We start from the raw sequence: 22,739 nt of genomic DNA, 5'->3' as shown, positions 1-22,739 counted from the left end.
TTAAGACGGTGTGCCAAAGAACAAGAGCGTTTTTTGGTCAGTTTGGATGACCATTTTCCGATGACCGAAACGTCCCTTCTCGACGTCACCGACGACTGGCGCCAGACCCACCTGGGCCGTCTGCTGGGCCACGCGATGCGCCGCTTCGACGAGCGCGTGCTGACGCTGATGGCGCACGACGTCGACGTGCCGCTGGCGCTGTCGAACCTCGCCGCGCGCTCGCAGGTCAGCGCCGCCCACGTCCACATCACGCGCCACCTCGAACGCGGCGGCTCGCGCCTGACCGAACTGGCCGCGCGCGCGGGCATGACCAAGCAGGCCATGGGCACGCTGGTCGACCAGTGCGAGGCCTGGGGCCTGGTCACGCGCGGGCCCGACCCGCTCGACGCGCGGGCGCGCCGCGTGCTGTTCACCGCCGACGGCCTGGCCTGGCTGGAAGCCTTCCGCAAGGCCGTGGCGCAGGCCGAGGCCGAATTCCGCGCCAGCGTGGGCGACGACATCGCCACCGTCGTGACGATCGGCCTGGAGGCCTATGCGTCCTGAAGAAGACGGCGCGCGACCCGCGCGGCGCGCCGTGCCTTCCGAGCCGGACCCGACCCCTCCCGCCCCGGACCCGACGCCCGTCATGGCGTCGCGCAAGCCGTTGCCGCGCGTCGCGCGCTGGCTCCTGATGGCGTTCGCGGGGCTGTGCGTGGTGCTGGGCCTCATCGGCGCGATCGTGCCGGGCATGCCGACCACCGTCTTCATCCTGATGGCCGCCTGGGCCGCGGCGCGCAGTTCGCCGCGCATGCACGCCTGGCTCTACGCGCACCGCCTGTTCGGCCCGTTGCTGCGCGACTGGGATGACGGCGGCAGGGTCGCGCGGCGCGTGAAGTGGATCGCCACGTTCACCATGGGCGCGAGCGCCGTGCTGGTCTGGCACGGCATCCGCACGACGTGGGTGGCGGGGCTGGTCCTGGGCACGATGGCGGCGGTGCTGGGCTGGCTCTGGCTGCGGCCCGAGCCGGGCTGACGCCGGCGCCGGCTACCGGGCCGCCGACGCCGGCCGGGAGGGTTCGGACGTGGGCGCGGATGCCGCCGGGGCCGGCGGCGTGGACGGCCTCGGCGACGCGGACCGGTCGGTCGGAGCGGACGGATCGGGCAGCACCGACAGCACGACCGGCTCCGACACCCCGATCACGGTGCCGGACCCCGCCAGCGTCGCCGAGGCGGTGGTGCGGATCTCCCGCGTCTGGGCCCGGAGTCGCGCCTGCGCCTGGACTTCGGCCTCCGCCCGCGCGCGGGCTTCCTCCCGTTCCTGCGCCGGCGTGACGACGCGCAGCCGCTCGGGCAGGATCTGCCGGGCCAGCCGCTGCGGCTCGCGCGCGGCGAGGTCGGCCGGCACGAGATCGAAGGTCGCCAGCGCACCCCTGCTCCAGGCGAGATACCCCAGGTTCGCGAGCGCCAGCACGATGACCGCCGCGCGCCCCATGGCCGTTCAGTCCCCGGCGCGGCGCGGCCGCACGCTGATGTCGGAACTGGTGACCGACTGCAGGCCCGCGGCCGTGCGCACCCGCAGTTCGCCGCCCCAGCCGATGCCTTCGCACTGCCCGGTGGTGCCGTCGCTGAGATCGACCTCGCGCCCGCGCAAGGCGTCGCGCGCCGCGAAGCGCTCGGCGAACGGCGCGAGGCCCCGGGTACCGAACGCCAGCACGTCGCGCAGCAGCGGCGGCGCGATGTCGCGCAGCACGTCGCCGGCGGTGGCGTCGGGCCGCCATTCGCGCACCCAGGCCGGCGGCGCGCGCAGGCCCTGCGCGTCGCGCGGACCGATGTTGATGCCGATGCCGATCACGAGCTGGCGCGGCGCGACGGCGGTGGCGGCAGCGGCCCCGCTTCCGGCGACCGGCGAGGCGGTCTCGATGAGGATGCCGGCGAGCTTGCGGTCGTCGGCCATCCAGAGGTCGTTGGGCCACTTCAGGCGCACGCCCGCGGTGCCGTCGGGATCGAGGCCGTCGGCCACGCTGGCGCCGACGGCGAGCGACAGGCCCGACCAGTCCCTCGGCGCGAACGGCAGGCCGAGGGAGAACATGAGAGAAACGGCCTGCGTGCCGGGTTCGACGCCCTGGATGCTCCAGGCCCGGCCGAGCCGGCCGCGCCCGGCGGTCTGGCGCTCGGCCACCAGCAGCACCGGGGCGGTGTCGCCGGCGCGGGCGCGGCGCATGAGCTCGGTGTTGGTGGAGTCGATCTCGGGAACGATCTCGACGCGCAGGCCCGGCAGCAGCGGCGCCAGGGCGGCCGAGAGGTCGGTGACGGACCAGGCGCCGTTCATGTCAGTCCCCTGCGGGATCGCCGGCCCGGACGGCGTTGTCCGTGCCTTCGTTCCCGGCCTTCTTCGCGTCCTTGCGCTTGCCGCCCTTGGACCTGGCCTTCTTGTCCTTGCCGCCCTTCTTGCGGTCCTTCTTCTTCTTTTTCTTCTTGTCCGCTTCCGGCTTGGGCGCGAGCAGCGTGCCGCGGCAGGCGTCGGCGCCGCACCAGCACGGGAATTCGGCCAGCAGCTCGGGCGTGTAGGGCAGGTCGATCACCAGCCCGTAGTCGTAGTTGAGTTCGTCGCCGGCGGCGATGTCGCGCGCGGCCTTGATGAAGATGCGCCCGTCGACCTCGTCGGTCTCGCAGTTGGGATCGCAGGCGTGGTTGATCCAGCGGGCGGCGTTGCCGTCGACGCGGCCGTCGATCACGTGCTTGTCGTCGACGTGGAAGTAGAAGGTGTGCTGGGGCTGGGACGGGTCGTGCGGGTGGCGGCGCAGGGCCTCCTTCCAGCTGATGACCTCGCCCTTGTATTCGATGATCGTCTCGCCCGCGGCGATGTCGCGCACGGCGAAGACGCCCTTGCCGTGCACGCCCGAGCGTCGGGTCTGGATGCGGCGGCCGGCGGCGGGTGAGGTTTTTGAAGGCATCGCCGAAGTCTGATAGTTTGAATAGGCACACATGCGCGTGCATGCGTGCGCCCGCGAGAGCGGCGCATTGTAAGGACGCCATCCCGGCCCCGCCGGGCGTCCGGCGCCGGTTTCGCCCCCACCTTGAATGACGGATCCATGAAGACCTTGGTAATTGCAGAAAAGCCCTCGGTGGCGCAGGACATCGTCCGCGCGCTCACGCCCACGGCCGGCAAGTTCGAGAAGCACGACGAGTATTTCGAGAGCGACGCGTACGTCGTCACCAGCGCGGTCGGCCACCTGGTCGAGATCCAGGCGCCGGAGGAATTCGACGTCAAGCGCGGCAAGTGGAGCTTCGCCAACCTGCCGGTGATCCCGCCGCGCTTCGACCTGAAGCCGGTCGACAAGACCAAGACGCGCCTGAACGCGGTGGTCAAGCAGGCCAAGCGCAAGGACGTGACGCAGATCATCAACGCCTGCGACGCCGGCCGCGAGGGCGAGCTGATCTTCCGCCTGATCGAGCAGTACGCCGGCGGCGCCAAGCCGCTGGGCAAGCCGGTGCGACGCCTGTGGCTGCAGTCGATGACGCCGCAGGCCATCCGCGACGGTTTCGCGCACCTGCGCAGCGAGGCGCAGATGCAGGGCCTGGCCGACGCCGCGCGCTCGCGCTCGGAGGCCGACTGGCTCGTGGGCATCAACGGCACGCGCGCCATGACCGCGTTCAACTCGCGCGACGGCGGCTTCTTCCTGACGACCGTGGGGCGCGTGCAGACGCCCACGCTGTCGGTGGTGGTCGAGCGCGAGGAGAAGATCCGCAAGTTCGTCGTGCGCGACTACTGGGAGGTCCACGGCGCCTTCGAGGCCCAGGCCGGCACCTACGCGGGCAAGTGGTTCGACCCGCAGTTCAGGAAGCCGCCGCCCGGCCCCGACGGCGTCGCAGACCCCGAGCAGCGCGCCGACCGCGTCTGGAACGAGCGCGAGGCGCGCGAGATCGCCGACGCCGCGCGCGGCAGGCCCGCCACCGTCACCGAGGAGAGCAAGCCCACCACGCAGGCCTCGCCGCTGCTGTTCGACCTGACCTCGCTGCAGCGCGAGGCCAACGGCCGCTTCGGCTTCTCGGCCAAGACCACGCTGGCCCTGGCGCAGAGCCTCTACGAGCGCCACAAGGCGCTGACCTATCCCCGGACCGACTCGCGCGCCCTGCCCGAGGACTACCTGCCGGTGGTGAAGAACACGATGGCGATGCTCGCCGACAGCGGCATGCGGCACCTCGCGCCGTTCGCCAAGCAGGCCGTCGAGGGCAACTACGTCAAGCCGACCAAGCGCATCTTCGACAACGCCAAGGTGTCGGACCACTTCGCCATCATCCCCACGCTGCAGGCGCCCAGCGGCCTGTCCGAGGCCGAGCAGAAGCTCTACGACTTCGTCGTGCGCCGCTTCCTGTCGGTGTTCTTCCCGAGCGCCGAATTCCAGGTCACCACCCGCATCAGCACGGTCGAGACGAACGGGAAAAAGTACCCGTTCCGCAGCGACGGCAAGGTGCTGGTCAAGCCGGGCTGGCTGGCCATCTACGGCAAGGAGGCCGTGAGCGATGACGACGAGAAGGACGGCAAGAACCTGGTGCCGGTGAAGCCGGGCGAGGTCGTGAAGACCGTCGCCGCCGATCCGAAGGCGCTCAAGACCCGCCCGCCCGCGCGCTACTCCGAGGCCACGCTGCTCGGCGCCATGGAAGGCGCGGGCAAGACCATCGACGACGACGAGCTGCGCGAGGCCATGCAGGAGAAGGGCCTGGGCACGCCCGCCACGCGCGCGGCCATCATCGAAGGCCTGATCGCCGAGAAGTACATGCTGCGCGAGGGCCGCGAACTGATCCCGACGGCCAAGGCGTTTCAGCTCATGACGCTGCTGCGCGGCCTGGGCGTGGAGGAACTCTCCAAGGCCGAGCTGACCGGCGACTGGGAGTACAAGCTCGCGCAGATGGAGCGCGGCGCGCTCAGCCGCGAGACCTTCATGCGCGAGATCGCCGAGATGACGCAGCACATCGTGCGCAAGGCCAAGGAGTACGACCGCGACACCGTGCCCGGCGACTACGCCACGCTGCAGTCGCCCTGCCCCAACTGCGGCGGCGTGGTCAAGGAGAACTACCGCCGCTACACCTGCGTCGGCAAGCCCGGCGCGCCCGAGGGCTGCGGCTTCTCGTTCGGCAAGTCGCCGGCCGGCCGCACCTTCGAGGTCGCCGAGGCCGAACAGTTGCTGGCCGACAAGCGCATCGGCCCGCTGGAGGGCTTCCGCTCCAAGGCCGGCTGGCCCTTCACCTCCGAGATCGTCATCAAGTACGACGAGGAGGCGAAGAACTTCAAGCTCGAGTTCGATTTCGGCGACGACAGGAACGCCGAGTCCGGCGAGATCGTCGACTTCAGCCAGCAGGACACGCTCGGCCCCTGCCCGGTGTGCGGCGCGCCGGTGTTCGAGCACGGCGCCAACTACGTTTGCGAGAAGTCGGTGCCCACGCTGGCCCAGCCCACGCCGAGCTGCACCTTCAAGACCGGCAAGGTCATCCTGACGCAGCCGGTCGAGCGCGAGCAGATGGAGAAATTGCTGGCCACCGGCAAGACCGACCTGCTCGACAAGTTCGTCTCGATGCGCACGCGCCGCGCCTTCAAGGCCTTCCTGACGTGGAGCAAGGACGAGGGCAAGGTGATCTTCGAGTTCGCGCCGCGCGAGGGCGGCAGCAAGTTCCCGCCGCGCAAGACCTTCGCCAAGGCCGCGCCCGCCGCGAAGAAGACGGCGGCCGGCAAGACCGCCACGGCCAAGACCACCACCGCCGCGAAGAAGACCGCCGCCCCCAAGGCGCCGCGCAAGACGACGCCCGGCGCCGGCCTGAAGCCCAGCGAGGCGCTGGCCGCGGTGATCGGCGCCGAGCCCGTGGCGCGCACCGAGGTCATCAAGAAGCTCTGGGACTACATCAAGGCCCACGGCCTGCAGGACGCGGCCGACAAGCGCGCCATCAACGCCGACGCCAAGCTCAAGGCGGTGTTCGGCAAGGACCAGGTGACGATGTTCGAGCTCGCCGGCATCGTCGGCAAGCACCTGGGCGCCTGAGCGGCCGGGTGCCGCGATACCGGGAGGGACGGTCCGCGCGGACCGCCCTTCCCGGGTGCCGGATCACTTCTCGGCGAAGGCCCGCTCGACGACGAAGTCGCCGGGCGTGGAGGTGTTGCCTTCCTTGAAGCCGCGACCCTCGAGCATGTGCTTGAGGTCGACCAGCATGCCGGGGCTGCCGCACAGCATCACGCGGTCCTCGGCGGCGTTGAGCGGCGGCAGGCCGAGGTCGTCGGTGAGCTTGCCGCTCTCCACCAGCTCGGTGATGCGGCCCATGTTGCGGTACTCCTCGCGCGTCACGGTCGGGTAGTAGAGCAGCTGCTTCTCGATCATCTCGCCCAGGATCTCGTGGCGCGGCAGGTGGTCGACCACCAGGTCGTGGTAGGCCAGCTCGTCGATCTGGCGCACGCCGTGGACCAGGATCACCTTCTCGAACTTCTCGTAGGTCTCCGGGTCGCGGATGATGCTCATGAAGGGCGCCAGGCCGGTGCCGGTGCCGAACAGGTAGAGCCGCTTGCCGGGCAGCGTGTAGTCGATCAGCAGCGTGCCGGTGGGCTTGCGCCCGACGATGACGGTGTCGCCGACCTGGATGTGCTGCAGCCGCGAGGTCAGCGGGCCGTCGTCGACCTTGATGCTCAGGAACTCGAGGTACTCCTCGTAGTTGGCGCTGGCGATGCTGTAGGCGCGCAGCAGCGGCTTGTCGTTGACCCGCAGCCCGATCATGGTGAAGTGGCCGTTGGAGAAGCGCAGCGCCGGGTCGCGCGTGGTGGTGAAGGTGAACAGGCGGTCGGTCCAGTGGTGGACGGACAGGACGCGTTCTTCGCTGAATGCACTCATGAGAGGAAAGACTCGGAGGGAAAGGTTGACGGGATGGCGGCGACGAATGCTTGGCGGAAGGGCTGGCGGCGTCAACCGGTCGGAGGCCTCCGATTGTCTTCGACCCGCGAGCCGGCACCGGCGACGGGGTCTAAGGCCGGCATCGCGCCGATGCCCTTATGCTCCCGCACCGCGTGCCGTGTCCGCCGCGCGACACGACGGTCCGTCCGCCCGTCCGCCCATCCCAGGATCCCCAAGGAGCTCTCCCGTGACCCATCCGTCCTCCGCCCTCGTCGCCACGGCCGCCTTCGCCGCCGCCACGCTCGCCGCCGCGCTGTTCCCCGCGCACGCGCAGGCCCAGGGTGTCCAGGGCAACACGCCGGGCGTGATCAAGATCGGCGAGCTCAACAGCTACAAGGCCCAGCCCGCCTTCCTGGAGCCCTACCGGAAGGGCATGGAGCTGGCCGTGGCGCAGATCAACGCCGCCGGCGGCGTCAACGGCCGCAGGCTCGAACTCGTCACGCGCGACGACAACGCCAATCCCGGCGACGCCGTACGCGTGGCCGAGGAGCTGGTCTCGCGCGAGAAGGTCGACGTGCTCACCGGCACCTTCCTCTCCAACACCGGCCTGGCCGTGGCCGACTTCGCCAAGCAGCGCAAATTCTTCTTCCTCGCCGGCGAGCCGCTGACCGACAAGATGACCTGGCAGGGCGGCAACGCCTACACCTTCCGCCTGCGCCCGGGCACCTACATGCAGGCGGCCATGCTGGTGCCCGAGGCCGTGAAGCTGAGGAAGAAGCGCTGGGCGGTGGTCTACCCCAACTACGAGTACGGCCAGTCGGCCGCGACGGCCTTCAAGACCTTGCTGAAGGCGGCGCAGCCCGACGTCGAGTTCGTCGCCGAGCAGGCGCCGCCGCTGGGCAAGGTCGACGCCGGCAGCGTCGTGCAGGCCCTGGCCGACGCCAGGCCCGACGCCATCTTCAACGTGCTGTTCGCCGCCGACCTGTCGAAGTTCGTGCGCGAGGGCAACACGCGCGGCCTGTTCAAGGACCGCCCGGTGGTCAGCGTGCTGACCGGCGAGCCCGAGTACCTCGACGCGCTCAAGGACGAGACGCCCGAGGGCTGGATCGTCACCGGCTACCCCTGGTACGGCATCCAGACGCCCGAGCACAAGGCCTTCTTCCTGGCCTACCACGACAAGTACAAGGACTATCCGCGCCTGGGCTCGGTGGTCGGCTACGCGATGATCAAGTCGGCCGCCGCCGGCCTCGCCCGGGCGAAGAGCACCGACAGCGCGAAGCTGGTCGAGGCCTTCAAGGGCCTGCAGGTCGACACGCCCTTCGGCCGCATCACCTACCGCGCCGAGGACCACCAGTCCACCATGGGCGCCTTCGTCGGCCGCACGAAGAACGACAACGGCAAGGGCGTGATGGTCGACTACACCTACCTCGACGGCGCGAAGTACCAGCCGAGCGCCGCTGAAATCAAGAAGTCGCGCACCCCCGACTGACCGACCGCGCATGAGCTTCTCCGGCTTCGTCGTCCAGCTGCTCAACGGGCTGGCGGGCGCGTCGTCGCTGTTCCTGGTGGCCGCCGGGCTGTCGCTGATCTTCGGCGTCACGCGCATCGTCAACTTCGCGCACGGCTCGTTCTTCATGGTGGGCATCTACACGGCCTACACGCTGGTGGAGCGCTTCGGCGCCGTGCTGGGCTTCTGGCCGGCGCTGCTGGCGGCGGCGGCGGCCGTGGGCGTGCTGGGCGCGGCGGTCGAGGTGCTGCTGCTGCGTCGCATCTACAAGGCGCCCGAGCTGTTCCAGCTGCTGGCCACCTTCGCGCTGGTGCTGGTCATCAAGGACGCGGCGCTGTGGCTGTGGGGGCCGGAGGAGCTGCTGGGCCCGCGCGCGCCGGGCCTGCGCGGCTCGGTGGAGATCCTGGGGCGGCAGTTCCCGTCGTACGACCTGTTCCTGATCGCCGTCGGCCCGGTGGTGCTGGGCTCGGTGTGGCTGCTGCTCACGCGCACGCGCTTCGGCACGCTGGTACGCGCGGCCACGCAGGACCGCGACATGGTCAGCGCGCTGGGCGTCAACCAGGCTTGGCTCTTCACGGCGGTGTTCGCCCTGGGCGCGATGCTCGCCGGCCTGGGCGGCGCGCTGCAGCTGCCGCGCGAGCCGGCGACGCTGGAGATGGACCTCAACGTCATCGGCGCCGCCTTCGTGGTGGTGGTGGTCGGCGGCATGGGCTCGCTGCCCGGCGCCTACGTGGCGGCGCTCCTCATCGCCGAGCTGAAGGCGGTGTGCATCTGGCTCGGCGTGGTGGACCTGTGGGGCGTCGAGGTGTCGTTCTCCAAGCTGACGCTGGTGGTGGATTTCCTGGTCATGGCGGTGGTGCTGGTGTGGCGCCCGTGGGGCCTCATGGGCCGGCCGCAGGCGGCCGTGCGGCACGCGGTGGCGGCGCAGGAGGCGCCCCTGCGCCGCCCGCACCGCGCCTATGTCGTCGCCGTGGGCGCCCTGATGGCGGCGCTCGCGGCGGTGCCCTTCCTGGCGGCCGATTCGCCCTACACGCTGGTGCTGCTGGTCGACCTGCTGATCGCCGCGCTGTTCGCCGCCAGCCTGCACTTCCTGATGGGGCCGGCGGGCATGCACTCGTTCGGCCACGCGGCGTACTTCGGGCTGGGGGCCTACGGCGCGGCGCTGCTGGCGCGCGCGAGCGGCGTGCCGATGGTGCTGGCGCTGGCCGCCGCGCCGCTGGTGGCGGCCGCCGGCGCGCTGGTCTTCGGCTGGTTCTCGGTGCGCCTGTCGGGCGTCTACATGGCGATGCTGACGCTGGCCTTCGCGCAGATCACCTGGGCCGTCACCTACCAGTGGGACGCCTTCACCGGCGGCAGCAACGGCCTGACCGGCGTCTGGCCGGCCGCCTGGCTGGCCGACCGGCGCGCCTATTACGCGCTGGTGCTGGCGCTGGTCGCGCTGGGCGTGTGGGGGCTGCGCCGGCTGCTGTTCTCGCCCTTCGGCCAGGCCCTGCGCGCGGGCCGCGACTCGCCGCTGCGCGCCGACGCCATCGGCATCGACGTCAAGCGCCTGCAGTGGGCGGCCTTCGTCGTCGCCGGCACGGTCGCCGGGCTGGCCGGGGCGCTGTACGCGTTCTCCAAGGGCAGCATCTCGCCGGAATCGATGTCGATCGGCCGCTCGGTCGACGCCCTGGTGATGGTGCTGCTCGGCGGCGTGCAGACCTTGGCCGGGCCGGTGGTCGGCGCCGTCACCTTCACCTGGCTGCACGACACGGTGGCGCGCAACACCGACTACTGGCGCGGCGTGCTCGGCGGCATCATCCTGATGCTGGTGCTGCTGTTCCCGCGCGGCATCGCGGGCGCGGCGCAGCAGCTCGCCGAATGGGTGGCGCAGCGCGGGAGGCGCGCATCGTGACGACGACGGCCTCCCCGCCCCTGCTGCGCGTCGCCGGCCTGGGCAAGTCCTTCGGCGGCGTCCGCGCGGTCGACGACGTGTCCTTCGATCTCGCGCCGGGCGAGCTGCTGGCGCTGATCGGCCCCAACGGCGCGGGCAAGTCGACCACCTTCAACATGCTCAACGGCCAGCTGCGCGCCGACCGGGGCTCCATCGCGCTCGGCGGCGCCGAGCTGGTGGGCCGCCGGCCGCGCGACATCTGGCGCCTGGGCGTCGGGCGCACCTTCCAGATCGCCGAGACCTTCGCCTCGCTCACCGTGGCGGAGAACGTGCAGATGGCGCTGCTCTCGCACGACCGCGCGCTGTGGTCGATGTGGCGCCGCGCCGCCGACCACCGGCGCGACGACGCCCTGGCACTGCTCGACCAGGTCGGCATGCGCGCCGAGGCCGACCGGCCGGCCGGCGAGCTCGCCTACGGCGATGTCAAGCGCATCGAGCTGGCCATCGCGCTGGCCCACGACCCGCGCCTGCTGCTGATGGACGAGCCCACCGCCGGCATGGCGCCGGGCGAGCGCCACGCGCTGATGGCATTGACGCGCCGGCTGGTCAACGAGCGCGGCACGGCGGTGCTCTTCACCGAGCACAGCATGGACGTGGTCTTCGCGCACGCCGACCGCGTGATCGTGCTGGCGCGCGGCCGGCTCATCGCGCAGGGCTCGCCATTGGAGATCCGGGCCCATCCGAAGGTGCAGGAGGTCTACTTCGGCAGCGGGCGGACGTTCGAGGCGGCGACGGCGTCATGACCACGTCTTCATCGTCCCCGCCGCAACCGCAGTCCGTGCCGAACGCGCCGGGCGAGGTGCTGCTCGAGGCCCGCGGGTTGTGCGCCTGGTACGGCGCGGCGCAGATCCTGCACGGCGTCGACCTCGACGTGCGCGCCGGCGAGGTCGTCGCCTTGATGGGGCGCAACGGCGCGGGCAAGTCGACCACGCTCAAGGCGCTGATCGGCCTGCTCGGCCCCCGGGGGCGGCGCGGCGGCACGGTGCGCTTCATGGGCCACGACATCGCGGGCGCCGAGCCGCACGAGGCCGCGCGTCGGGGCCTGGGCTACGTGCCGGAGGACCGGCGCATCTTCACCGACCTCAGCGTGCTGGAGAACCTGGAGGTCGGGCGGCAACCCGCCCGGCGCCGGCCCGGCGACGGCGCCGGCGCGGCCCCCGCTCCGGCCTGGACGCCCGAGCGCCTGTTCGCGCTGTTCCCCAACCTCGGCGAGATGCCCCGGCGCGCCGGCGGGCGCATGAGCGGCGGCGAACAGAAGATGCTGACCGTGGCGCGCACGCTGATGGGCAACCCCTGGGTGGTGCTGCTCGACGAGCCGTCCGAGGGCGTCGCGCCGGTCATCGTCGAGCAGATGGCCGGCATGATCCTTGCGCTCAAGGCCGAGGGCGTGAGCATCCTGCTGTCGGAGCAGAACACGCGCTTCGCCGCGCTGGTGGCCGATCGGGCCTGCGTGCTGGAGAAGGGCGAGGTCCGCTTCCGGGGCTCGATGGACGAGCTGGCGGCGAACGCCGAGGTGCGACGCCAGTTCCTGGACCTGTAGCGTCCGGAGCGGTGCCGACGTCGATTCGCGCCACCCGCGCTTCCGCTCGCGCCACCTTCCCTGTTCCACCCCGTTCCCAAGGAGTGCCCATGCATCGCAGAACCTTCCTCCACGCCGGCGCCGCGCTCGGGCTCGTCGGCCTGTCGCCGCACTTCGCCACCCCGGCCTTCGCCGCGGCGAGGATCACGCCGGGCGCGAAGGCCGCGCTGATCGTCGTCGACGTCCAGAACTGCTTCGTCGAGGGCGGCACGCTGCCGGTCAAGGGCGGCGCCGAGGTCGTGCCGGTCATCAACCGGCTGGCCGGCGCCTTCGAGAACATCGTCGTCACGCAGGACTGGCATACGCCCGGCCACGCGTCCTTCGCCACCGCCCACGCCGGCAAGAAGCCCTTCGAGACCACGAAGCTCGCCTACGGCACGCAGGTGCTGTGGCCCGACCACTGCGTGCAGGGCACGGAGGACGCCGCGCTGCATAAGGACCTGCGGCTGCCCGCGGCCCAGGTCATCGTGCGCAAGGGCTTCTATCAGGGCGTCGACAGCTACTCCGCCTTCGAGGAGGCCGACCGCAAGACCGCCACCGGCCTGGGCGGCTACCTGAAGCAGCGCGGCATCAGGACCGTGTTCGTCACCGGGCTGGCGACCGACTTCTGCGTCGCCTGGACGGCGCTCGACGCCCGCAAGGCCGGCTTCGAGGCCTATGTGATCGAGGACGCCACGCGCGCCATCGACCTGAACGGCTCGCTCGCGGCGGCGTGGAAGCAGATGGCGGCCAAGGGCGTCAAGCGGATCCGTTCAGCGGAGATTGGCTGACCCCCAGTCTTCGCGCACTCCGTGTCGCTGCGCCAACCCCTTCCAGGAGGCAACACCGGTGGCCCGGCAAAGCCGGTTCCACGGTGTTTCTGGCGTGGCGTTGCAGTGGTTCCGCTCAAGCTTTCGCGTCGGACTGCAGCAGCCGCTCGATCTGCGCGTCCTTGAACGTCCAGATCTCCGCCAGCCAGCGGTGGAAGTCGCCGCGGTAGGCCGAGTCGCCCTCGTAGTCGCCGTGGGCGAAGGCCGCGGGAATGGGCACCTCGCGGGCGCGCAGCACCACGCGCGGCGTGCGGCCGCACAGGAAGTCCCAGAAGCTCGGCACGCCGCCGGGGTAGACGATCGTCACGTCGACCAGCGACTGGAACTTGCCGTCCATGGCGTCGAGCGCCAGGGCCAGCGCGCCGGCCTTGGGCTTGAGCAGGTGGCGGTAGGGCGAGGACTGCGCGCGGTGCTTGGCCGGCGTGAAGCGCGTGCCCTCGGCGAAGTTCATCACGCTGGTGGGGACCAGGGCGAACTTCTCGCAGGCGCGGCGCGTGGTCTCGCGGTCCTGCTGGCGCAGGGCGGGGTTCTTTCGCAGCTCCGCCTTGCCGTGGCGCTTCATGAACGGGAAGTCGAGCGCCCACCACGCCAGGCCGATCACCGGCACGTAGATCAGCTGCTGCTTGAGGAAGAACTTCAGCAGCGGGATGCGCCGGTTGAGCACGCGCTGCAGCACGAAGATGTCGACCCACGACTGGTGGTTGGCGTTGACCAGGTACCAGCCCCGGTAGGCCAGCGCGTCCACGCCCGCCACGTCCCAGGTCGTGCGCTGGGTCAGCCGCATCCAGGCACCGTTGCAGGCGATCCAGGCCGTGGCGATGGCGTTGAGCAGCGGGTCGATGCGCCGCCGCACCGCCGCGAACGGCAGCGCCAGCTTCACCAGCGCGCACACGAAGAGCAGGGCACACCAGAACAGCGTGTTGATCACCAGCAGCAGGAACGCGAGGACGCCGCGGACGACGGGGGGAAGGAAGCCGAGCATGGAGATGGGGCAGGAAAGGTGAGGTGAGGACAACCGCGCATTGTCCGGCCGCCGAAGCGGCCGAGAATCCCGTTCCGCTCCAGGCTTTCCAACGACACCGCATCGCGAGACAAGACCCATGCCCTCCGCCACGCCCGACGCCGCCGTTTCCGATTCCGCTTCCGCCTCGCCGACGCCCTTCCGGCTCGACGCCGCCACGACGCTGCCCCATGACGCCCACCGCGCCACGCTCGTCGGCCGCCTCTGGCGGCCGGGCGTCGGACCGGTGCTGGTGGCCGCGCACGAGGGCGCCCTGTACGACCTCTCGCGCCTGGCGCCCACCGCCAGCCAGCTGCTCGAGGGCGACGACCCCGCCGGCACCGTGCGCGCCGCGCTGGCGGCCGGCGCGGTGCCGCGCATCGCCGCGCTCGACGACGTCCTGGCGCGGGACCCGCAGGCCGGCCGCGACGACGACGCGACGCCCCACCTGCTCGCCCCCTGCGACCTGCAGGCCGTGAAGGCCAGCGGCGTGACATTCGTCGAGAGCCTGCTCGAGCGCGTGATCGAGGAGCAGGCGCGGGGCGACGCCTCGCGCGCCGAGGCCACCCGCGCGGCCCTGGGCGACGTGCTGGGCGACAACCTGCGCGGCATCGTGCCGGGCTCGGCCGAGGCGGCGCGCGTGAAGGAGGTGCTGATCGCGCAGGGCGCGTGGTCGCAGTACCTGGAGGTCGGCATCGGCCCCGACGCCGAGATCTTCACCAAGGCGCCGGTGCTGGCGGCCGTGGGCACCGGCGCGGAGGTCGGCATCCATTCGGGCTCGGTCTGGAACAACCCCGAGCCGGAGGTCGTGCTGGCCGTCGACAGCCGGGGCCGCGCCCGGGGCGCCGCGCTGGGCAACGACGTCAACCTGCGCGACTTCGAGGGCCGCAGCGCCCTGCTGCTGGGCAAGGCCAAGGACAACAACGCCTCCTGCGCCATCGGCCCGTTCATCCGCCTGTTCGACGACCACTTCGGCATCGACGACGTGCGCCGCATCACGGTCGCCCTGCGCGTGGACGGCCCGGAGGGCTTCGTGATGGAGGGGTCGAGCTCGCTCTCGAGGATCAGCCGCGACCCGCTCGACCTCGTGGGCCAGGCCATCGGCGCGCACCACGACTATCCCGACGGCCTGATGCTGTTCCTGGGCACCATGTTCGCGCCGACGCAGGACCGCCACGGCCCCGGCCAGGGCTTCACCCACGTCGTGGGCGACCGCGTGCGCATCGCCGCGCCCGAGCTCGGCGCGCTGGTCAACCGCGTGGTGCACGCCGACCGGGCGCCGCGCTGGACCTTCGGCATCGCGGCGCTGATGAAGAACCTGGCGGGGCGCGGGCTGCTCTGACGGCGCGGCCGGAAGGCGCTGTCTATGTCGCCCCGCGCAGCGCCCGCCGGTACTGCACCGCCTCGGCCACGTGCGCGACCTGCACCTCGGCCGCGCCGGCCAGGTCGGCCACGGTGCGCGCCACCTTGAGGGCGCGGTGCGTGCCGCGCGCCGACCAGCCCAGCTTCGCTGCGGCGGCGTGCATGAACTTCAGCGCGGCGGCGTCGAGCGCGGCGTGGCGGTCGATGTCGGCGCCCTGCAGCGCCTGGTTGGGCCGGCCCTGGCGCGCCACGGCGAGGCCGCGCGCGGCGGCGACGCGTTCGCGGGTGGCGGCGGTCGACTCGCCGGCCGCGGCGGCCGTCGTGTCGAGCAGCTCCTGCGCGGGAATGGCCGGCACCTCGATGTGCAGGTCGATGCGGTCGAGCAGCGGACCGCTGAGCTTGCCCTGGTAGCGCAGCACCTGGTCGGGCGTGCAGCGGCAGGCCTTCTGCGCCGATCCCAGGTGGCCGCAGGGGCAGGGGTTCATGGCCGCGACCAACTGGAAGCGGGCCGGGAACTCGGCGCGCCGGGCGGCGCGTGCGATGGTGATGGTGCCGGTCTCCAGGGGCTCGCGCAGGGCCTCGAGCGCGGCGCGGGAGAACTCCGGGAACTCGTCGAGGAACAGCACGCCGTGGTGGGCCAGCGAGATCTCGCCCGGCCGCGGCGGCGAACCGCCGCCCACTAGCGCGACGGCGCTGGCGGTGTGGTGCGGACTGCCGGTCGGGCGGCGCATCCAGTGCGCCGGCGAGAAGCGCCCGGCCAGGCTGGCGACGGCCGCGCTCTGCAGCGCCTCGTCGACCGTCATGGCCGGCAGCAGGCCGGCGAAGCGCTGCGCCAGCATCGACTTGCCCGAGCCCGGCGGGCCGACCATCAGCAGGCTGTGGCCGCCGGCCGCCGCGATCTCCAGCACGCGCTTGGCACCGGCGTGGCCCTTGACGTCGGCCAGGTCGGGATAGGCCACGGCGGCGGCGTCGGTGGCGGGATGCAGGCGAACCCAGCCGGTCCCGGATGCGGCCGCGCCGTCGGCGGCGGGTCCGTCCGCCGCCTCGCCCTCGGCCGGCGGCGGACGGAAATGGTCGACCACGTCGAGCAGGTGGCGCGCACCGTAGACCTCAGCGCCGGGCACCAGGGCGGCCTCGCGCGCACTGTCCGGGGGCAGCACCAGCTGGGTCGCGATCCGGTGCGTGAGCAGCGCCAGCGCCATCGCCAGCGCGCCGCGCACGGGGCGCAGCTCGCCCGAGAGTGACAGCTCACCCGCGAACTCGTGGCCGGCCAGCCTCGCCGCCTCGATCTGTCCGCTCGCCGCCAGGATGCCCAGCGCGATCGGCAGGTCGAAGCGGCCGGAGTCCTTGGGCAGGTCGGCCGGCGCCAAGTTCACCGTGATGCGTTTGTTGTTGGGGAACTCCAGCCCCGCGTTCTGGATGGCCGAGCGCACGCGCTCGCGCGCTTCCTTGACCTCCACGTCGGCCAGGCCGACCAGCGTGAAGCTCGGCAGGCCGTTGGCCAGATGCACCTCGACGGTGACCGAAGGCGCTTCCAGGCCGAGCAGCGCGCGGCTCTGCACCAAAGACAGACTCATTTTGTTCTCCCTGCTTGCTTTACATCACCAACATGGTGCGCGAATCGTCCGGTGTCAGCCGGGCCGCTCTTTTGGTGCGCCCGGGCCGAGGGACGTGCGAAACGCGGTGACACGCGTTTCCGACCCTTTGGCACGCTCCCTGCTTTGAAGGACTTCCCAACCTATTAAATCCCGAGGAGTCACCCGATGATGCACCGCAAGACCGCCCAGGCCCTGGCCGTCGCCGCCCTGGCGTCGCTGCCCATGCTCGCCGCCGCCCAGTTCACGGGCAACGTCGCGCTGACGAGCAACTACAAGTTCCGTGGCCAGGACCAGGACACCAGCAAGAACCGCGCGTTCAAGCCGGCGATCCAGGGCGGTCTGGACTATGCGTTCGGCGAGACCGGCTGGTACGTGGGCAACTGGAACTCCAGCGTCAACTGGCTGCCGGGCAACAGCATCGAGAGCGACTTCTACGGCGGCTACAAGTTCGCCGCCGGCGGCATCGCCTGGGACGTGGGCGCGCTGACCTACGTCTACGCCGGCAACAGCACCGGCAACACGACCGAACTCTACGGCGCGGGCACCCTGGGCCCGGTGACCCTGAAGTACGCGGCCACGGTGTCCAAGGACTACTTCGGCTATGCCAACTACCGCAACGACTCCGGCCTCAAGGGCACCGGCACCGGCTACCTGAGCCTGATCGTGGCCCAGGAGATCGCTCCCTCCCTGACGCTCAAGGGCGCCGTGAACTACACGCGCTTCTCCAGCGACATCCGCGGCAGCGGCGTGCCCAGCTACGTCGACTACGCCCTGGGCGTGTCCTACGACTTCGGCAACGGCCTGGCGCTGTACGGCGGCGTCCAGGGCGCCACCAAGAAGAACTACTTCGGCGACATCAACAAGGCGCGCGCCATCGTCACGGTGAGCAAGGCACTCTGAGCCTCCAGGAGGGCGCGGGCCTTGCTGCCGCGCCTTCGCCATTCCATTCCAGGAGAAATTTCAAATGAAGCTGGTCACGGCCATCATCAAACCCTTCAAGCTCGACGAGGTGCGCGAGGCCCTGTCGACCATCGGCGTCCAGGGCATCACGGTCACCGAGGTCAAGGGCTTCGGACGCCAGAAGGGCCACACCGAGCTCTACCGCGGCGCCGAGTACGTCGTCGACTTCCTGCCCAAGGTGAAGATCGAGGCGGCCGTCTCCGACGACCTGGTCGAGCGCGTCATCGAGGCGGTCGAGAGCGCTGCCCGCACCGGCAAGATCGGCGACGGCAAGGTCTTCGTCTACGACCTGGAGCAGGTCGTGCGCATCCGCACCGGCGAGACCGGCCGCGAGGCGCTCTGAGGTCGGTGACCCGACACGGCACGAAAGAACGAAACAAATGAAAAAACTGCTTGTCTCACTGGCGCTCGGCCTGAGCGTCCTCACCGCCGGCATCACCGGTTTCGCGCAGACCGCGCCGGCCGCCGCACCGGCCGCCACGGCCGCGACCGCCGCCGAGGCGCCGGCCTCGGCCTCCGTCGCCGCCTCGGCCGCACCGGCTGCCGCCGCCGCCTCGGCCCCGGCCGCCGCGCCGGCACCCAAGATCGACTCCGGCGACACCGCCTGGATGCTGACCTCCACGCTGCTCGTGATCCTGATGGTCCTGCCGGGCCTGGCGCTGTTCTACGGCGGCCTCGGGCGCTCGAAGAACATGCTGTCGGTGCTGATGCAGGTCTTCGTGATCTTCTCGCTCATCAGCATCCTGTGGGCCGTCTACGGCTACAGCCTGGCGTTCACCGGCGAGGGCAACTTCTTCGGCGGGCTCGACAAGATGTTCCTCAAGGGCGTCACCACCGAGACCTTCGGCGCGCTGACGACGATCCCCGAGTACGTGTTCGTCTCGTTCCAGAGCACCTTCGCCGCCATCACCGTGGCGCTGATCGTGGGCGCCTTCGCCGAACGCGCCAAGTTCTCGGCCGTGATCCTGTTCTCGGTGCTGTGGTTCACCTTCAGCTACGTGCCGATGGCGCACATCGTCTGGGGCGGCGGCCTGCTGGCCAAGGACGGCGCGCTCGACTTCGCCGGCGGCACCGTGGTGCACATCAACGCCGGCGTCGCCGGCCTGGTGGGTGCCTACATGGTCGGCAAGCGCCTGGGCTTCGGCCGCGAGGCGTTCACGCCGCACTCGCTGACGCTCACCATGGTCGGCGCCTCGCTGCTGTGGGTGGGCTGGTTCGGCTTCAACGCCGGCTCGGCCGGCGCGGCCAACGCCTCGGCCGGCCTGGCGTTCATCAACACGGTGCTCGCCACCGCCGCCGCCACCCTGTCGTGGAGCCTGGGCGAGAGCCTGCACCGCGGCAAGGCGTCGATGCTCGGCGCCGCCTCCGGCGCGGTCGGCGGCCTGGTGGCCGTCACCCCCGCCGCCGGCTTCGTCGGCCCGATGGGCTCGATCGTGCTGGGCCTGCTGGCCGGCATCGTCTGCCTGTGGGGCGTCAGCGGTCTCAAGCGCATGCTCAAGGTCGACGACGCGTTCGACGTCTTCGGCGTGCACGGCGTGGGCGGCATCCTGGGCGCCATCCTGACGGGCGTGTTCGCCTCGCAGAGCCTGGGCGGCACCGGCGGCCTGACCCCCGACACCTTCACGATGGGCGGCCAGGTCTGGATCCAGGTCAAGAGCGTGCTGTTCACGATGGTGTGGTCGGGCGTCGTCTCGTTCGTCGCCTTCAAGATCGCCGACCTGACCATCGGCCTGCGCGTGACCGAAGAGGAAGAGCGCGAAGGCCTGGACATCTCGTCGCACGGCGAGACGGCCTACAACCGCTGATCCGTGCCCGGCGCCGCCCGCGGGCGGCCCGGCCACGGTGCCAACCCACCCTCCACATCCGGACGCAACGAGTTCTTCAGCGAGTGTCTCCTTGGATGTTCAGCCCGCCGGCGCCCAGCGCCCGCGGGCTGTTTTTTTGGGTCGATGGACGCCGGCGCGGAGCCACAATGTCCCGCATGACCTGGACACCCCTCGACGACAGCCTCTGCCAGCTCGGCGAATCCCCCTTCTGGCATCCGCACGAGCGTGCGCTCTACTGGCTCGACATCCCCGGGCGCGCCGTGCTGCGCGCGCCGATGCACGCGGACGACGGCGGCGACGCCCCGCCCCGCGTCCGCGCGGTGGAGCGCTGGGCGCTGCCGAGCGAGCCCGGCTGCATGGCGCCCGCGCGCCGCGGCGGCCTGGTGATCGCCTTGCGCGACGGCATCTACCGCGCGCGCGACTGGGGCGGCGCGCTCGAATGCCTCGAGCCGGCCGTGCACGACACCCGCACGATGCGCTTCAACGACGGCAAGTGCGACCCGCTCGGCCGCTTCTGGGCCGGCACCCTCAACGAGGCCAAGGACGGCGCGACCGGGGCGCTGCATTGCCTCGACCTGCGGCCCGACCGGCCGCCGGGCGCTCCGCGCTTCGCCACGCTGGCCACGGGCGTCACCACCGCCAACGGACTGGCCTTCTCGCCCGACGGGCGCACGGCCTACTGGGCCGACACGGCGGCGCACCGGGTGCGGGCCTGGGACTGGGACGCCGAGGCCAACACGCTGGCGCGCGAACGCACCTTCGCCCGATTCGACGCCAGGCCCGAGGGCTGGACCTCCGCCTCGCCGGTGCCCTACGACGGCCGGCCCGACGGCGCCGCCGTCGACAGCCGGGGCGACTACTGGGCGGCGATGTTCGAGGGCGGACAGCTGCTGCGCTTCTCGCCGGCGGGCGAACGGATCGAAACCCTCGCCCTGCCCGCGCAGTGCCCGACCATGCCCTGCTTCGGCGGCGACGACCTGCGCATGCTCTACGTCACCACCGGCGCCAAGGGGCGCCCGGCCGACGAACTCGCGCGGCTACCGGCGTCGGGCTGCGTGCTCGCCTCGCGCGTCGAGACGCCGGGACTGCCGGTGAATTTCTTCGAGGACTGAAGACCGCATCGGCGACGTCCTCATCGCGACCGCCGAAAGCCCTCCCGGCAGTACCATCGACCGCATGGACTCCGAGCTTCAACAGATCGTCGAGCGCATCCGCGGTGCCGCCGCCGACGCCACCCCGCTGCGCATCCGCGGGGGCGGCACCAAGGACTTCCACGGCGTCCCCGCCGGTACCGGCGTCCCGGTGCTCGACACCCGCGCCCTCGCCGGCATCACCGCCTACGAACCCAGCGAACTGGTCGTGACCGTGCGCGCCGGCACGCCCCTGGCCGAGCTCGAGGTCGCGCTGGCCGCCGAGGGCCAGTGCCTGCCCTTCGAGCCGCCGCACTTCGGCGTCGATGGCGCGGGCGGCACGGTCGGCGGCATGGTGGCCGCCGGGTGGTCCGGTCCGGCGCGCGCCAGCGTCGGCGCGGTACGCGACTACGTGCTCGGCGTCCAGCTGGTCGACGGGCGCGGCGAGGTGCTGAGCTTCGGTGGCCAGGTGATGAAGAACGTCGCCGGCTACGACGTCTCGCGCGTGCTGGCGGGCTCCTTCGGCACCCTGGGCGTGATCGCCGAGGTCAGCCTCAAGGTGCTGCCCGTCGCGCCGGCCGAGGCCACGCTGCGCTTCGAATGCACCCAGGCCGAGGCGATCGACCTGCTCAACGGCTGGGGCGGCCGGCCGCTGCCGCTCAACGCCAGCTGCTGGGTCGAGGACGCGGGCCGGGGCACGCTCTACCTGCGCCTGCGCGGCGCCGTCGCGGCGGTGGAGGCCGCCCGGGCGCACCTGGGCGGCGAGCCGCAGCCCGATGCCGCCGGCGACTGGACGCTGTGCCGCGACCAGCGCCTGCCGTGGTTCGCCGACCGCGGCGACGCGCGCGACCTCTGGCGGCTGTCGGTGCCGCAGACCGCGCCGGTGATCGCGTCGCCGGCCGGTGCCGGCGAGGACGCCGGCCCGCTGATCGAATGGCACGGCGGCCAGCGCTGGTACCGCGCGCGACCCGGCCAGGGCGAGCACTGGCGCGCGGCGGCGAAGGCCGTGGGCGGCCACGCGACGCTGTTCCGCGGCGGCGCGGCGACCGAGGCGGCCGGCGCGGCCGTGCAGCGCGGCGACACCCTGTCGCCTGCGCTGGCCCGCATCCAGCGCGCGCTGCAGCAGGAGTTCGACCCGGCCGGCGTGTTCGACCGTGGCCGCCTCGGCGTGCCCGGCGAAGGCTCGCCGGCGGCCGCGGCCCTCGCCGGCTGACGTCCCGCCGCCCGCGAGATCGCCAGCGCCTCCATCGACCCCATGCGCCGCCTGCTCCATCTCTCCGGCCGGCACCGCACGGCGTCGATCGACAACCTGCTGGGCTTGCTGCTGGCCTTCAACGCCGGCGCGGTGAACGCCGGCGGGCTGCTGGTGGTGCACATGTACACCTCGCACATGTCGGGCTTCGCCTCGCAGGTGGCCGACGGTCTGGTGCTGGGCAACGCGACGCTGCTGCTGGGCGCCACCGGCGCGCTGCTGGCCTTCGTGGGCGGTGCGGCCAGCACGGCGGTGATCGTCCACTGGGCGCAGCGCCACCACCTGCGCAGCGCCTACGCCGTGCCGCTGCTGCTGGAGGCCGGCCTGCTGCTGGTCTTCGGACTCCTGGGCGCCCTCACGCTGACCTGGCCGACGCCGTTCTCGGTGCCGCTGACGGTGCTGCTGCTGTCCTACATCATGGGCCTGCAGAACGGGTTGAGTTCGAGCATGTCGCACGGCCGGCTGCGCACCACCCACATGACCGGCCACGTCACCGACCTGGGACTGGAACTGGGCCGGCTGTTCTACCGCAATCCGCGCGGCCTGCCGGCGGGCGAGCGCGTGCGCGCCAGCCGTCCGGCCCTGCGCTTCCACGGCGGCCTGCTGGGCATGTTCGTCGCCGGCGGCATCGTCGGCGCGGCGGGTTTCAAGTACGTCGGCTTCGTCTGGGTGATGCCATTGGCCGCGCTGCTGCTGGCGCTGTCGCTGCCGCCGCTGCGCCGCGACCTGCGCCGCTCGGCCTACCTGCGGCAGCGGCTGGCGTCGTTCGGACGGCGTTTCGGCCAACCTCGGTCGCCCTCCGCGCCCGTGCGGTCACCGGATGCGGACGGGCCGTCCTTCGATCCGCCGGTCTCCGCGCCGCCGGCGTCGGTGGCGCCCGTGTCGGCACCGCCGCCCGCGCCGTCGTCCGCGCGGCCGCCACGTCCGACGAC

The 22,739-nt window shown here is 71.8% G+C and carries 20 protein-coding genes and 1 pseudogene; 15 read left to right on the top strand and 6 right to left on the bottom strand.

What is annotated here, in order from left to right; genetic code table 11:
* Window positions 1–60: 60 nt before the first annotated feature.
* A complete protein-coding gene (locus ABID77_RS13240) occupies window positions 61–543 on the top strand; it encodes a MarR family winged helix-turn-helix transcriptional regulator (RefSeq protein WP_429596371.1) in 483 nt (160 codons plus the stop codon).
* Window positions 544–625: 82 nt separating this feature from the next.
* Complete coding sequence (locus ABID77_RS13235; RefSeq protein ID WP_429597305.1) at window positions 626–1,012, top strand: YbaN family protein; 387 nt, start codon at window positions 626–628, stop codon at window positions 1,010–1,012.
* Between the two features lie 12 nt (window positions 1,013–1,024).
* Here ABID77_RS13235 and ABID77_RS13230 read toward each other — a convergent pair whose 3' ends face one another.
* Genes ABID77_RS13230 through ABID77_RS13220 form a run of 3 tightly spaced genes read right to left on the bottom strand, consistent with a single transcriptional unit; the run spans window position 1,025 to window position 2,933 of the window.
* Window positions 1,025–1,471 carry a hypothetical protein gene (locus ABID77_RS13230; protein WP_429596368.1) on the bottom strand — a complete coding sequence of 149 codons (447 nt, stop codon included), beginning with the start codon at window positions 1,469–1,471 and terminating at the stop codon, window positions 1,025–1,027.
* A 6-nt stretch (window positions 1,472–1,477) separates the two neighbouring features.
* On the bottom strand, window positions 1,478–2,308 hold the full coding sequence (locus ABID77_RS13225; protein ID WP_429596365.1) for a biotin--[acetyl-CoA-carboxylase] ligase: 831 nt from the start codon (window positions 2,306–2,308) through the stop codon (window positions 1,478–1,480).
* A gap of 1 nt (window position 2,309) precedes the next feature.
* Window positions 2,310–2,933 (bottom strand): SET domain-containing protein, encoded by a 624-nt coding sequence (locus ABID77_RS13220; protein WP_429596362.1) that lies wholly within the window; start codon window positions 2,931–2,933, stop codon window positions 2,310–2,312.
* A 138-nt stretch (window positions 2,934–3,071) separates the two neighbouring features.
* Between ABID77_RS13220 and ABID77_RS13215 the strand changes: the two genes are divergently transcribed.
* Window positions 3,072–6,014 carry a DNA topoisomerase III gene (locus tag ABID77_RS13215; RefSeq protein WP_429596360.1) on the top strand — a complete coding sequence of 981 codons (2,943 nt, stop codon included), beginning with the start codon at window positions 3,072–3,074 and terminating at the stop codon, window positions 6,012–6,014.
* Between the two features lie 63 nt (window positions 6,015–6,077).
* Here ABID77_RS13215 and ABID77_RS13210 read toward each other — a convergent pair whose 3' ends face one another.
* A complete protein-coding gene (locus ABID77_RS13210; RefSeq protein ID WP_429596357.1) occupies window positions 6,078–6,851 on the bottom strand; it encodes a ferredoxin--NADP reductase in 774 nt (257 codons plus the stop codon).
* A 247-nt stretch (window positions 6,852–7,098) separates the two neighbouring features.
* Between ABID77_RS13210 and ABID77_RS13205 the strand changes: the two genes are divergently transcribed.
* From ABID77_RS13205 to pncA, 5 genes are all read left to right on the top strand, one after another.
* The gene (locus ABID77_RS13205) at window positions 7,099–8,340 is read left to right on the top strand and encodes an ABC transporter substrate-binding protein (RefSeq protein WP_429596354.1); all 1,242 of its coding nucleotides are present in this window, start codon (window positions 7,099–7,101) and stop codon (window positions 8,338–8,340) included.
* A 10-nt stretch (window positions 8,341–8,350) separates the two neighbouring features.
* Window positions 8,351–10,252: an ABC transporter permease gene (locus ABID77_RS13200; RefSeq protein ID WP_429596351.1), complete on the top strand. Its 1,902-nt coding sequence runs from the start codon at window positions 8,351–8,353 to the stop codon at window positions 10,250–10,252.
* Window positions 10,249–11,034 carry an ABC transporter ATP-binding protein gene (locus tag ABID77_RS13195; RefSeq protein WP_429596348.1) on the top strand — a complete coding sequence of 262 codons (786 nt, stop codon included), beginning with the start codon at window positions 10,249–10,251 and terminating at the stop codon, window positions 11,032–11,034. The genes ABID77_RS13200 and ABID77_RS13195 overlap by 4 nt, the downstream gene beginning before the upstream one ends.
* Complete coding sequence (locus tag ABID77_RS13190; RefSeq protein ID WP_429596345.1) at window positions 11,031–11,831, top strand: ABC transporter ATP-binding protein; 801 nt, start codon at window positions 11,031–11,033, stop codon at window positions 11,829–11,831. Before ABID77_RS13195 ends, ABID77_RS13190 begins: the two co-directional genes overlap by 4 nt.
* An 89-nt stretch (window positions 11,832–11,920) precedes the next feature.
* A complete protein-coding gene (gene pncA, locus ABID77_RS13185) occupies window positions 11,921–12,640 on the top strand; it encodes a bifunctional nicotinamidase/pyrazinamidase (protein WP_429596343.1) in 720 nt (239 codons plus the stop codon).
* A gap of 115 nt (window positions 12,641–12,755) precedes the next feature.
* Here pncA and ABID77_RS13180 read toward each other — a convergent pair whose 3' ends face one another.
* Window positions 12,756–13,661: an acyltransferase gene (locus ABID77_RS13180; RefSeq protein WP_429596340.1), complete on the bottom strand. Its 906-nt coding sequence runs from the start codon at window positions 13,659–13,661 to the stop codon at window positions 12,756–12,758.
* 118 nt (window positions 13,662–13,779) lie between these two features.
* Between ABID77_RS13180 and ABID77_RS13175 the strand changes: the two genes are divergently transcribed.
* A complete protein-coding gene (locus ABID77_RS13175; RefSeq protein WP_429596337.1) occupies window positions 13,780–15,021 on the top strand; it encodes a fumarylacetoacetate hydrolase family protein in 1,242 nt (413 codons plus the stop codon).
* Between the two features lie 22 nt (window positions 15,022–15,043).
* Here the strand turns inward: ABID77_RS13175 and ABID77_RS13170 are convergent, their stop codons facing one another.
* On the bottom strand, window positions 15,044–16,618 hold the full coding sequence (locus tag ABID77_RS13170; RefSeq protein WP_429596334.1) for a YifB family Mg chelatase-like AAA ATPase: 1,575 nt from the start codon (window positions 16,616–16,618) through the stop codon (window positions 15,044–15,046).
* 189 nt (window positions 16,619–16,807) lie between these two features.
* On the opposite strand from ABID77_RS13170, the gene ABID77_RS13165 reads away from it, so the two are divergent.
* The 6 genes and pseudogenes from ABID77_RS13165 to ABID77_RS13140 form a co-directional block, all read left to right on the top strand.
* Window positions 16,808–17,539: a TorF family putative porin gene (locus tag ABID77_RS13165; protein ID WP_429597303.1), complete on the top strand. Its 732-nt coding sequence runs from the start codon at window positions 16,808–16,810 to the stop codon at window positions 17,537–17,539.
* Between the two features lie 64 nt (window positions 17,540–17,603).
* Window positions 17,604–17,942 (top strand): P-II family nitrogen regulator, encoded by a 339-nt coding sequence (gene glnK / locus ABID77_RS13160; protein ID WP_429596331.1) that lies wholly within the window; start codon window positions 17,604–17,606, stop codon window positions 17,940–17,942.
* Between the two features lie 37 nt (window positions 17,943–17,979).
* Window positions 17,980–19,404, top strand: a complete 1,425-nt coding sequence (locus ABID77_RS13155; protein WP_429596328.1) for an ammonium transporter — start codon at window positions 17,980–17,982, stop codon at window positions 19,402–19,404.
* A gap of 176 nt (window positions 19,405–19,580) precedes the next feature.
* Window positions 19,581–20,537: an SMP-30/gluconolactonase/LRE family protein gene (locus ABID77_RS13150; RefSeq protein ID WP_429596326.1), complete on the top strand. Its 957-nt coding sequence runs from the start codon at window positions 19,581–19,583 to the stop codon at window positions 20,535–20,537.
* A 64-nt stretch (window positions 20,538–20,601) separates the two neighbouring features.
* Window positions 20,602–21,768: a glycolate oxidase subunit GlcE gene (gene glcE / locus ABID77_RS13145; RefSeq protein ID WP_429596323.1), complete on the top strand. Its 1,167-nt coding sequence runs from the start codon at window positions 20,602–20,604 to the stop codon at window positions 21,766–21,768.
* Between the two features lie 42 nt (window positions 21,769–21,810).
* A pseudogene (locus tag ABID77_RS13140) lies at window positions 21,811–22,554 on the top strand (YoaK family protein); the annotation flags it as partial.
* Window positions 22,555–22,739: the final 185 nt, after the last annotated feature.

It is taken from the genome of Variovorax sp. PvP013, assembly GCF_050435945.1.
Taxonomy (GTDB): domain Bacteria; phylum Pseudomonadota; class Gammaproteobacteria; order Burkholderiales; family Burkholderiaceae_C; genus Variovorax.
This window is presented reverse-complemented; position numbering and strand designations above follow the sequence as displayed.